The sequence below is a fragment of the Neobacillus sp. B24 genome, assembly GCF_055381825.1.
Genome location: NZ_AP035777.1, coordinates 4,235,263 through 4,246,529 on the forward strand (window position 1 = coordinate 4,235,263; position 11,267 = coordinate 4,246,529).

Annotated in this window: 12 protein-coding genes and 1 tRNA gene; all 13 read right to left on the reverse strand. The window is 41.6% G+C overall.

Features of this window, described 5'->3' with window-relative positions; genetic code table 11:
- Positions 1-47: 47 nt before the first annotated feature.
- The 13 genes from clpX to sdhB all read right to left on the reverse strand — a co-directional run bounded on the left by clpX (position 48) and on the right by sdhB (position 11,248).
- Positions 48-1,307 carry an ATP-dependent protease ATP-binding subunit ClpX gene (clpX, locus tag ACZ43M_RS21065; RefSeq protein WP_464504468.1) on the reverse strand — a complete coding sequence of 420 codons (1,260 nt, stop codon included), beginning with the start codon at positions 1,305-1,307 and terminating at the stop codon, positions 48-50.
- A 368-nt stretch (positions 1,308-1,675) separates the two neighbouring features.
- On the reverse strand, positions 1,676-2,962 hold the full coding sequence (tig, locus tag ACZ43M_RS21070; protein ID WP_464504469.1) for a trigger factor: 1,287 nt from the start codon (positions 2,960-2,962) through the stop codon (positions 1,676-1,678).
- A gap of 166 nt (positions 2,963-3,128) precedes the next feature.
- Positions 3,129-4,172: a tetratricopeptide repeat protein gene (locus ACZ43M_RS21075; RefSeq protein WP_464504470.1), complete on the reverse strand. Its 1,044-nt coding sequence runs from the start codon at positions 4,170-4,172 to the stop codon at positions 3,129-3,131.
- A gap of 102 nt (positions 4,173-4,274) precedes the next feature.
- Positions 4,275-4,351: transfer RNA gene (locus ACZ43M_RS21080), tRNA-Arg, on the reverse strand.
- Between the two features lie 108 nt (positions 4,352-4,459).
- A complete protein-coding gene (locus tag ACZ43M_RS21085) occupies positions 4,460-4,975 on the reverse strand; it encodes a metallophosphoesterase family protein (protein ID WP_464504471.1) in 516 nt (171 codons plus the stop codon).
- Entirely contained in the window at positions 4,972-5,583 is a 612-nt protein-coding gene (locus tag ACZ43M_RS21090) for an XTP/dITP diphosphatase (RefSeq protein ID WP_464504472.1), read from the reverse strand. The genes ACZ43M_RS21085 and ACZ43M_RS21090 overlap by 4 nt, the downstream gene beginning before the upstream one ends.
- A gap of 17 nt (positions 5,584-5,600) precedes the next feature.
- Positions 5,601-6,356: a ribonuclease PH gene (gene rph / locus ACZ43M_RS21095; protein WP_464504473.1), complete on the reverse strand. Its 756-nt coding sequence runs from the start codon at positions 6,354-6,356 to the stop codon at positions 5,601-5,603.
- 222 nt (positions 6,357-6,578) lie between these two features.
- Positions 6,579-7,631 carry a GerMN domain-containing protein gene (locus ACZ43M_RS21100; RefSeq protein WP_464504474.1) on the reverse strand — a complete coding sequence of 351 codons (1,053 nt, stop codon included), beginning with the start codon at positions 7,629-7,631 and terminating at the stop codon, positions 6,579-6,581.
- Between the two features lie 228 nt (positions 7,632-7,859).
- Complete coding sequence (racE, locus tag ACZ43M_RS21105) at positions 7,860-8,654, reverse strand: glutamate racemase (protein ID WP_464504475.1); 795 nt, start codon at positions 8,652-8,654, stop codon at positions 7,860-7,862.
- Positions 8,655-8,769: 115 nt separating this feature from the next.
- Complete coding sequence (locus ACZ43M_RS21110; protein ID WP_464504476.1) at positions 8,770-9,219, reverse strand: MarR family winged helix-turn-helix transcriptional regulator; 450 nt, start codon at positions 9,217-9,219, stop codon at positions 8,770-8,772.
- A gap of 188 nt (positions 9,220-9,407) precedes the next feature.
- Positions 9,408-9,632, reverse strand: a complete 225-nt coding sequence (gerE, locus tag ACZ43M_RS21115; protein ID WP_019154738.1) for a spore germination transcription factor GerE — start codon at positions 9,630-9,632, stop codon at positions 9,408-9,410.
- A 139-nt stretch (positions 9,633-9,771) separates the two neighbouring features.
- Positions 9,772-10,362 (reverse strand): class D sortase, encoded by a 591-nt coding sequence (locus tag ACZ43M_RS21120; protein ID WP_464504477.1) that lies wholly within the window; start codon positions 10,360-10,362, stop codon positions 9,772-9,774.
- Positions 10,363-10,489: 127 nt separating this feature from the next.
- Positions 10,490-11,248: a succinate dehydrogenase iron-sulfur subunit gene (sdhB, locus tag ACZ43M_RS21125; RefSeq protein WP_464504478.1), complete on the reverse strand. Its 759-nt coding sequence runs from the start codon at positions 11,246-11,248 to the stop codon at positions 10,490-10,492.
- Positions 11,249-11,267: the final 19 nt, after the last annotated feature.

Consider the following 11,267-nt stretch of genomic DNA (forward strand, 5'->3'; position numbering starts at 1 on the left):
AAAAACACAATAAAAGAACCTGACCAATGGCCAGGCTCTCCTTAACATTATGCGGATTTTTCTTCTTTTACGACGGTGCCGTCTTCCAGTACCAGCTTTGGAACACTATTGTTCGCAACCGTTTCCTTGGTGATGATACATTTTGAAATATCATCGCGTGATGGAAGATCGAACATGACATCCAACATGATGCCTTCGATAATCGAACGCAACCCCCGTGCTCCTGTTTTACGCTCAATTGCCTTTTTGGCAATCTCATTCAGCGCGGCTTCTTCAAATTCAAGCTCAACATCGTCAATTTCAAGCATTTTTTGATATTGCTTCACGAGTGCATTTTTCGGCTTCGTTAAGATTTCAATTAATGCTCCTTCGTCCAGCTGTTCAAGACTGGCGATTACCGGCAGACGGCCAATAAATTCTGGGATTAATCCAAAACGCAACAGATCTTCTGGAAGCACTTTTGACAAGAGTTCCTTTGAAGAGATTTCCTGCTGTTTTGGATCGGCGCCAAAACCGATTACTTTTTGACCTAGACGGCGTTTGATAATTGGTTCAATTCCGTCAAAGGCTCCACCACAGATAAACAAAATGTTAGTGGTGTCAATTTGGATAAATTCTTGGTGAGGATGCTTTCTGCCGCCTTGCGGTGGAACACTGGCAACCGTACCTTCCAAGATTTTTAATAATGCCTGCTGCACACCTTCACCGGAAACATCCCGGGTAATGGAAGGATTTTCTGATTTGCGGGCAATTTTATCAATTTCATCGATATAGATGATACCCTTTTCTGCCTTTTCAACATCATAATCAGCAGCTTGAATCAATTTTAATAAAATATTCTCGACATCTTCCCCAACGTAACCAGCTTCTGTTAGGGAGGTAGCATCAGCAATAGCGAACGGCACATTTAAAATCCGGGCCAATGTTTGTGCCAATAACGTTTTACCGCTTCCAGTCGGTCCAATCATACAAATATTACTCTTTGACAGTTCGACATCATCAATTTTGCTGTTGGAGTTGATGCGTTTGTAATGGTTATAAACAGCAACAGATAATGCCTTTTTCGCTTTGTCCTGTCCGATGACATATTCATCGAGGATTTCGCAGATTTCCCGCGGCTTTGGAACATCTTTAAATTCTACTTCTTCCTCAGTTCCAAGCTCCTCCTCAACGATTTCTGTGCAGAGTTCAATACACTCATCACATATATAAACCCCCGGGCCGGCAACCAGCTTACGGACTTGATCCTGCGTTTTTCCACAGAATGAACACTTTAATTGTCCTTTTTCATCGTTAAATTTAAACAATCCCTTTCACCCCTCGAACATCTAAATCTTTATGAAGCTGGCGAATATCCAACAAATCCGAGTTTTCAAAACTATTCTTTAATGGTATGTATTTTGCATTGTAACACATTTTACAGGCCGACTGGAAATAAAAAGCTTTACCTAATTATGTTTTTTGGTTGTTGGAAACCGCCATAAAATGAAGCATATGTACTCAAATCAGGATAACCAAAATCACAACAAATCAACCTTGGCTTTTTAAATTCGCTGTTAAAATGATATTCTCCTGCCTGTTATAGAAAAGGTTACCCTGTCTTTATTATAATATGTAATTGAAAATTTAGCTAAAACGAGGCACGACAAAATCGTGCCTCGCTCTTATTTAGAAATTATTTTTTGTTTGCAATAAGGAAATCTACTGCTTTTTGAAGTTTAAGGTCATCCTTAATGCCATCTGTTCCACCTAAAGCTTTTTTGATGTTGTCTACTGACATGTTGTACATTTCAGCCATTCTTCCAAGCTCTGTATCAACATCTTCATCAGTTACTTCAAGGTTCTCAGCATTGGCAATTGCTTCTAGAGTCAAGTTAACTTTTACGCGCTTCTGGGCATCTTCTTTCATTTGCTCGCGAAGTGCAGCTTCATCTTGACCAGAGAATTGGAAGTAAAGCTGAAGGTTCATGCCTTGCATTTGCAAACGCTGTTCGAATTCTTGAAGCATGCGGTTTACTTCAGTTTCAACCAATACTTCTGGAACTTCCACTTCGGCATTTTCTGCAGCTTTTTCCACTACAGTATCACGAAGGTGGTGCTCAGCTTCATGCTTTTTGCTGTCTTCTAAACGAGCTTTGATTTTTTCTTTCAACGCATCCAATGTTTCAACTTCTTCGTCGACATCTTTAGCAAACTCGTCATCTAATTCAGGAAGTTCTTTTCCTTTGATTTCATGTACAGTAACTTTGAATACAGCAGGCTTACCAGCAAGCTCGGCAGCATGGTATTCTTCAGGGAATGTCACTTCAACATCTTTTGATTCGCCAGCTTTAACACCAACTAACTGCTCTTCAAAACCAGGAATGAATTGACCAGAGCCGAGTTCAAGTGAGTGATTTTCAGCTTCGCCGCCTTCAAATGCTTCGCCATCAACAAAGCCTTTGAAATCGAGGACAACAGTGTCGCCATTTTCTGCAGGGCTTTCTTCTTTAACAACAAGCTCAGCGTGACGGCTTTGAAGTGTTTCCAATTCTTTCTGAACATCTTCTTCAGTAACAGCAGTATCTAGTTCTTCAATTTCAAGACCTTTGTACTCGCCAAGTTTTACTTCAGGCTTAACTTGTACTGTTGCCTTGAAAGTAAATTCCTTATCTTTGCCCATTTGTTCAATGTCAAAGTCAACATCTTCAGGCTGAGCAATTGGATCAATACCTGTTTCAGTGATTGCATTCATGTATGCTTCTGGAAAAATAAAATCCAATGCATCTTGGAATAGTGCTTCAACACCAAAACGCTTTTCAAACATAGCACGAGGCATTTTACCTTTACGGAAGCCAGGTACATTAAGTTGTTTTACAACCTTTTTGAACGCAGCGTCTAAACCTTCGTTTACCTTTTCTGCGCTTACTTCAATTGTTAGGACACCGCGGTTTCCTTCTAATTTTTCCCATTGTGCTGTCATGCTTTTCCCTCCAACATCTATTCTCATTTCATTTGTAACGAAATTAAATTTCAGAAAATGTCTTGTCCACTAAGCCATTTCCCACTTTTTAAATGTAAAAATATACTTTTTCACACAATGCAACCCTTACATTATACCACATGATTCTTTTCTTTCAACTGCGAGCCTAGAGATTGGGATAAGAAATTTGTTCAATCCTCTCTATCTGTCCAATTGCTGCAGAGATGTCGTCCGGTGTAGTATGATATTCACTTGCCAATTCAGTTATTTCCGGCTCCAATCCCATGTATACCTGCACTAAATAGTGAAACCCCGCTGCCCATGCACCATTATCATTTGGCTCCAGCTCGAAGGGGTAGCTAATAAAAAAGATTCGCTCGACCAGTTCACCTATATTGGTAAAGAGGACCGGATCACTGCTTTCTAGCACATTCCCCAAAAGCGTTTTGATTTCAAGCATCCTTGGCTGCTCCCTGATTTCAGGAAGCCCAGTGGGAGGCAACTTTTCTTCTAAGGTAAACTTTTTAATCGTAACCACCTGAGAAATCTCCTGTTCTCTGAGAATAGTTAATAAAATTGTTTTTAAAAATGGATTCCCTTCATCGGCTCTTAAATATTCTTCGATTTCCTGAAGATACGGACGAATATTTTTTTCAGCAAGGCTGGATACGACAAGCATTTGCTCGTTTAAATCTTTTAATGAAAGGAGGTTTAACTTAGTGTCTGGCCAGTCTAGTTCATCCTCATTTGTCTTTTTCTGCTCTTCAGTATCAATAGAAGCATGATGCTGTGCCATTTTTTGGCTGAATTGCAGGATAGTTAAAAAATGCTGCAAGCTTTCCGGCGGGATTTCTTTTTCATCTAGAAGAGCCTCGACCGTCGAGATAATTTCTTGATATTCATGAAGCTGAATCAGCACTGTCAAATACAAGTCTACAGCTTGGAAATAGTCGCCAATCCCTTTATGGAGGATTTCCTTTGCCAGTACTTTAGCTTTTTGGAAGACGCCCGACTCATAATAAGCAAGCACCAGACCTACTAAAATATCATCGTTATCAGGGTCTAATTCTTTTGCTTCTTCAAGTAGATGAATAGCTTCAGTAAATTTCTTTTTTTGCAGGCTCTCCAAACCCTCATCCATTAATCTTTTTTCAATGCCGGGAAAGAAGATAATATTATTTTTTCTTTTAATTCGTTCCCGTTTTTTCATAATAATACCGTCCTTGTGATTGTCATTGAAAAATAGTGTAGCATAAATAAAACACAAAAAAAACTCACCCAATAAGGTGAGTAGATATTTTGGTATGTAGTATGGCGTCCCAGGAGAGATTCGAACTCCCGACCGTACGCTTAGAAGGCGTATGCTCTATCCGGCTGAGCTACTGGGACGTAGTCATGTATCAAAGACAAGATTTATTATATTATCCTAACATAAAAATGTCAACAGGTATTACGTTAATTTTTTCAAAAAAAGCTTAGGGGAGAAATTTTCTCCCCTTAGTTTCCAAGGACAAATTCGCGCGATAAACCAGGCATTTCCCGACCGTTCAATTCATACACAGTCATCTTAACAAGGTCCTTTTGCAGATCAAGAATGACATAGGTCTTTTCGAAACGTTCGCGCGGCATCCGAATGCTGCCGGGATTTAAATATAACCGGCCATCGACCACTTCCGCACCCAATACGTGAGAATGGCCAAAACAGACGATATCCGCTCCAACCTCTTCCGCTTTATATTTTAAGCTCATTAAAGAGGTTTTTACCGAATAGTGATGACCGTGGGTAATAAAAAATTTCCTACCTGCGCAATCCGTCACCAGTTCGTTGGGAAAGCCGCTCCAATCACAGTTTCCTGCTACTGTAAAATATCCGGTTAACGCTTTATGATCCGGTTCCAATTGTGAATCACCGCAGTGAATCATTAAATCCACATCCTGCTGATGCCTCTCTCTAATGACTTCAAGTTCTTTCATCATTCCATGGCTATCACTGATCACCAATACCTTACTCATGACTTTTCAGCTCTTTCTAAAATAGAATCCAGCATATCATCCAGTTTCTTTAAGGCATGGGCCCGATGGCTAATCTTGTTTTTTTCATCAGAAGAGAGCTCGGCCATTGCCACTCCTTTTTCTGGTACGTAGAAGACCGGGTCGTAACCAAATCCGTTACTGCCCCTTGGCGACTCTAATATCTGTCCTTCACAGGTACCTGACACCGTAAATGTCTCCTGCCCTGGAACAGCAACAGCTAAGGCACAGTAGAATCGTGCTGTCCGCTCTTGTTCCGGTACACCCTCAAGCTCTGCTAACACTTTCTTTGTGTTGTTGGAATCATTTTTCGGCTCTCCAGCATATCGTGCCGAGTAGATTCCCGGCCTGCCTTCGAGGGCATCGACCATAAGTCCGGAATCATCACCAATGACCATTTTATTTAGCGCCGCCGCTACTGCCTCTGCTTTAAGCGTAGCGTTTTCCTCAAAAGTTGTCCCGGTTTCCTCCACGTCGGGGATTTCCGGGTAGTCTAACAAGGTTCGAACAGCAATTCCTCTTGAGGAGAAAATATCCTCGAATTCCCTTGCTTTACCGGGATTTTTCGTCGCAATAATGACTTCCTTCATATTTAATCTCCCTCAGATTATTTTTTTCTTTTTGCATCAATCTTTTTTACAATCTCTTCACCAAGGGCCTCTTTTTGTACTTCAAACAGCTCCATTAATCCTTCTTGGGCAGCATGCAATAACCCCTGAAGCTGCTCATAGGAAAACGTAGCTTCTTCCCCGGTGCCTTGCAATTCGACAAATTCGCCACTGCCGGTCATGACCACATTCATATCAACCTCGGCCTTAGAATCCTCCGCATAATTAAGGTCAAGGACAGTTTTTCCACCTGATAATATCCCCACGCTTGTGGCTGCCAGGTAGTCTGTAATCGGAAATTTTGCCATGGATCTTTTCTCTGCCAAGCTGTTTAATGCCAGCGTCATTGCGACGAAGGCTCCGGTGATGGAGGCTGTTCTTGTCCCACCATCCGCTTGAATGACATCACAATCAATCCAGACCGTCCGCTCGCCGATTGCTCCAAGGTCTACAACAGCTCGGAGTGCACGGCCAATTAACCGCTGAATTTCCATCGTCCTTCCTGAAACTTTTCCTTTCGACGATTCTCTGATATTCCGTGTTTCCGTTGCCCTTGGCAGCATTGAATATTCGGCGGTAATCCAGCCCTTGCCCTCGCCCCGCATAAAATGCGGCACCCGCTCTTCAATACTGGCCGTACAAATTACTTTCGTATTGCCGACCGAAATTAGGACTGAGCCTTCCGGATGCATTAAATAATTCGTTTCAATATGTATGGGTCTTAATTGCAGCTGCTCTCTTCCGTCAACTCGCATCCAATGATTCCTCCTAAAACTTAAGTAAACTGGCAAATAAGAAAGAGGCGGCGTTGTAGCCAACCTCTTGTATTGTCACTATATAGTATAACAAAAAACTATTTTTAGCTAACATGTATGTATAAAATTTTCCCAAATTTTATACATCACAGCTTCGCACGCATAAATTCAACTACGCCTCTGTCTTCGTCCTTACGGACTCGCCAATCGGCGAGTTTCCATTTAGAAACTACCTGTATTGACTTTTTCTGGACGAGTTACGGGTGCAGAAAGCTTTTTCCCTTTATCATTCTTTAATTCCGCTTTACCGTCGACTTTAACAGCTACTTTTTCAATTCCCTTTTGCTCTGTCAGTGAAAGGACAATCGAATCTAAAATAGATTGGGAGATGACATTTTCCTCAAAGCTTCCATAAATATTTTTGTTGAAGTTCAAGGTTACTGTTCCGTTTTCGTATTTCGGTGCCTCTAGAAGTTTTACATCAGGCATAAACTCGGAGACCAGATTAGAATCTTCACTAGGACCATTAATTAGTTCATTTACGGCAGCCGTGATTGGGTCCTTTTCTTTACTATCCACCCGTTTTGTAACCGGCACATAGTAGTAAGATCCTTCTTCACCACCGATATAGTAGACTGTAATTGGTTTGGTATTTGTAATGTCCATAACATCCTCGGTATCAATATTAATACCTGATGCTCTAGTCAGCTTCTCACTAATCGGCGTCCCATTAACAGGCATTTCCGTTAACTCGTGACCGTTCATTTTCAGCTTTACGTTTTTGACACCATCAAATTGTGTCAACGTCCAGGTGACCGATTGGAGAATTTTCAATTCGTCTGCAGCCTGATAGTCCTTAAATTCTTTCGAAAAATTAACCGTCGCCACACCTGAATCTTTATTGATATCAACTGATAACTCAGTATCCTCTGGAATGACTGCGCGGAAGCCATTAGGCAGCATATCGGTTCCCTTTCCATTTACAACTAAGTATTCAAGTGCTTGTTTGGCTACAGATTTGGTTTTTGGAAGACTGAGTGTTTGCGGAACAACATAACCGTCCTTATCAATGAGGTATAACTCAGTTTTCACCACATCTTCAGCGTTTTCGGTTTTCGCGGTTGTTTCCTTGCTCGCCGGTTTCTTCTCTTCGGTCACCGTTTTTGGTGGATCAATTTTCTTCGTGGTTTCCGTGCCAAATAATCCGCATCCAGATAAAAGAACGGCTGAAGACAGCACGGTGATTCCCAAGATTTTTGCACTATTTTTAAACATATTTTTCCCCCCTAAGACAGTTTGTACTATCATGTATACGAGCCTTGTGAAAAAATAGACCGTCTTAGTGGGACAAAATTTTAAGAAAAGCGGAAGCGCCTTGGTCAGCCCCGACAAGCTTAAGACGTAACCCGCAGGACGGGCCTGCCCTCCGGAGGGGGACGGCTTAAGACCTCGAGGGGCTAGGCGCTGAAGCTAGACAAAAAAAAAAATAGAGTCATAACGACTCTATAGTTTTATTTTTTTTACATTTTCGATTGGTTCGCCGAGCCACTGCGAAGCGATTTTTGAAAAGATCCACTTCGAGCCGGTCGTGTAAAACTCATGCTCCGGTTCCTCTTCGCTTTCCTCCAGTAACCCATTATATTGCAGAATCGCGCTGATTTCCCTCGCGGTTTCATCGCCCGAGCTGATTACACTTACCTTTTCACCCATTACATTTTTGATAAGCGGTTCAAGTAACGGATAATGGGTGCAGCCAAGAATAAGTGTATCCATATTTTGATTCAAGAGCGGCGTCAGTGCTTCCTGGACAATTTTTTCTGCGATGGGTCCGTCGTATTCACCACTTTCAACCAGCGGTACAAACTTGGGACAGGCCTGGCTTGTTACGAAAAGTCGGCTGTTCAAAGATTTTAATGCCTTTTCATACGCGCCGCTTTTCACAGTTCCAATCGTTCCAATTATTCCAACCCGGTAGTTTTTCGTCCGCTTGATGGCAGCACGCGCACCCGGATTTATAACACCAAGTACTGGGATATTTAATTCTTTGCGAATCTCATCCAAAGCGGCCGCAGTTGCCGTGTTACAGGCAATGACTAGCATCTTGATATGTTTTTTTAGTAAAAAGTTGGTCAATTCCCATGTGAACCTTCTAACCTCACCAGTCGTTCTAGGACCATAGGGACAGCGTGCGGTATCGCCCAAATAGATTATTTTCTCGTTTGGAAGCTGCCTCATAACCTCTTTGGCGACTGTTAAACCGCCAACACCGGAATCGATCACTCCAATTGCTTGTTTCAAAAGCCTCTCGCCTCTTTTTTTGCTAATCGGAATTTATTTCCTAAATTCCGACGCATAAATTCAACTACGCGCGCATGAACCGTCCTAACGGACTTGTCAATCGGCGAGTTTTCATTTAGCGCATTTCTTGATGCAATTTCATTAAGTTTTTTTGAAGAAGAAGAATTTCTTCTTCCGAGAAGTCTTTCAATACTTCTTCTAGGTAGACCTGACGTTTTTTAATTACTTCATCAATGATTCTTTCGCCTTCTGAAAGTAAATGGATGCGGACCACACGGCGGTCATTAGGGTCTTTTACCCGCTCAACGAGTAGATTTTTTTCCATTCGGTCAACAAGGTCAGTGGTTGTGCTGCATGCCAAGTACATTTTAGTCGACAGTTCCCCAATGGTCATATCCCCATCTTCGAACAGCCACTGCAAAGCAACAAATTGGGGCGGAGTAATCTTATAATTCGTAAGCATTTCTCTGCCTTTTTGCTTAATAATCCCGGAAATATAGCGTAAATCCTTTTCAATATTGGCAACAATATCCCCTTTAAGCTTTTGGGAATTTTCGAGTTTCATTTTCATACACTCCTAAAATATGCTTCTCCTCAGCCATTGTTTATCTATATAAATAAATATCTATATTGCTTAACTTGGATGCTTGTCCTTATTTTCTACTTTTTTCGTGAAAATTTCAAGCTGGAACTATTCAGACATTTTTTGTATGTAAAGTATGAACCGGCGTCCATTACGGATGCCGGTCATGTTTAAAGTTCTAGCTCTCCCATACGAAGGAGCTCTACAACTGCCTGTGAACGCCCCTTAACACCAAGCTTCTGCATGGCATTAGAAATATGATTTCGAACCGTTTTCTCGCTTATAAATAATTCGCTAGCGATCTCTTTTGTTGTTTTATCTTGAACCAACAGTTCGAATACTTCTCTTTCTCGTTTGGTGAGTAACGGCTTGTGAGTATATTCATTCTCCTTCAAGTATTGTAACCCTCCTTGCCTTCGCCAGTTATGCACCGGGGGTGGGTATATATTTAGTCACCATATCTTATGTGAAGGATGCATAGGTAGTGACTATATTTCCTTGAAGGTTTTATGATTTTTTAAAAGCAAAAGCCCCTTACTGAGCAGGAGCTTTTTGCTTTGCATAAATAATATATCGTTCAGGAGCATTTCCTACATAACGAAACGGATAACAGGTGGTTAAAATCAATTCTTCCTCCTGATTCTGCAGGGTTATAATGCTTGTATCATCGGATTTAACAATTTTCGTCTTGGTAATTTCGTAGGTGAATTGACCATTAGGCATTTGCATATTTAAGGCATCGCCAATCTTTAGTTCACCTAACTTCCTAAACACCGTATCCCGATGCCCAGATAACACAATCTGTCCTTTATCACCCGGAAAATAGGATCCTTTATAATGGCCGACACCCTTTTCCAAATCATCCGGGTCCGTCCCCTCAATGATGGCCAACTGTGCCTTTATTTTTGGAATTTCTAGAATGCCAACTTCTTCTCCCATTTCAGGCGGTGCGTCTGATTTACTTGCACTTTGCCCCGGGGGATTTTTTGAGCTGGCCTGAACTAATTTCTTGGCTGTTTCAAGAGATGCATTATTCTGGATTTTGACATTGATGATTTGCCAGACCCCAATACCAAGAAGTATCATACCAATAAAAATGATGAAAAGTGGTAATTTTGATTTCAACTTACGTACCTGCCTTTTTCATTAGCGAATTGTTTATTAATAGTATAACAAACAAAGAATGAAGAGCTATTAGCAAAATAAAAACCTTCCTCTCTATAAATAGAAAAGAAGGTTTTAAACTTTTCAATCAGTCGTTGTCGCTTCCGAAGAAGTTTCTGAAGGCTTGGATGGTTGTTTCACGGTTCAAGGCTGCGATAGAGGTAGTCAACGGAATACCTTTCGGGCAGGATTGAACACAGTTTTGCGAGTTACCACAGTTGGCAAGACCGCCTTCACCCATAATCGTTTCCAAACGCTCTGCTTTATTCATTGCCCCAGTTGGGTGAGCGTTGAATAAACGAACCTGCGATAATGGCTGTGGTCCGATAAAGTCAGATTTACTGTTGACATTCGGACACGCCTCTAGGCAGACACCACAAGTCATACATTTTGATAGCTCATATGCCCATTGACGCTTTTTCTCAGGCATCCGCGGCCCAGGGCCTAAGTCGTAGGTTCCGTCAATTGGAATCCAAGCTTTTACACGTTTCAACGCATCGAACATTCTGCTTCTGTCAACCTGAAGGTCACGGACAACCGGGAATGTTCTCATTGGTGCCAAACGGATTGGCTGCTCTAATTGGTCAACCAGCGCTGAGCAGGATTGACGAGGCTTGCCGTTAATAATCATTGAACAAGCGCCACACACTTCCTCAAGGCAGTTCATATCCCAGGTAATTGGAGTGGTAGCTTGTCCTTTCGTATTGACAGGATTTCTACGAATTTCCATTAAAGCCGAAATGACGTTCATATTCGGACGGTATGGAACTTCAAATTCCTCCTCATAAGGGGCAGAACTTTCGGTATCCTGACGTTGAATAATAAATTTCACTACTTTTTCAGCCATAATTGTCTTCTCCCCTTCC

Excerpts from the sequence above, each read along its gene's own strand:
- tig (WP_464504469.1), bottom strand. The coding sequence starts at position 2,962 with ATGACAGCACAATGGGAAAAATTAGAAGGAAACCGCGGTGTCCTAACA.
- ACZ43M_RS21110 (WP_464504476.1), bottom strand. The coding sequence starts at position 9,219 with ATGAAACTCGAAAATTCCCAAAAGCTTAAAGGGGATATTGTTGCCAAT.
- ACZ43M_RS21085 (WP_464504471.1), bottom strand. The coding sequence starts at position 4,975 with ATGAGTAAGGTATTGGTGATCAGTGATAGCCATGGAATGATGAAAGAA.
- sdhB (WP_464504478.1), bottom strand. The coding sequence starts at position 11,248 with ATGGCTGAAAAAGTAGTGAAATTTATTATTCAACGTCAGGATACCGAA.
- ACZ43M_RS21075 (WP_464504470.1), bottom strand. The coding sequence starts at position 4,172 with ATGAAAAAACGGGAACGAATTAAAAGAAAAAATAATATTATCTTCTTT.
- rph (WP_464504473.1), bottom strand. The coding sequence starts at position 6,356 with ATGCGAGTTGACGGAAGAGAGCAGCTGCAATTAAGACCCATACATATT.
- ACZ43M_RS21090 (WP_464504472.1), bottom strand. The coding sequence starts at position 5,583 with ATGAAGGAAGTCATTATTGCGACGAAAAATCCCGGTAAAGCAAGGGAA.
- ACZ43M_RS21100 (WP_464504474.1), bottom strand. The coding sequence starts at position 7,631 with ATGTTTAAAAATAGTGCAAAAATCTTGGGAATCACCGTGCTGTCTTCA.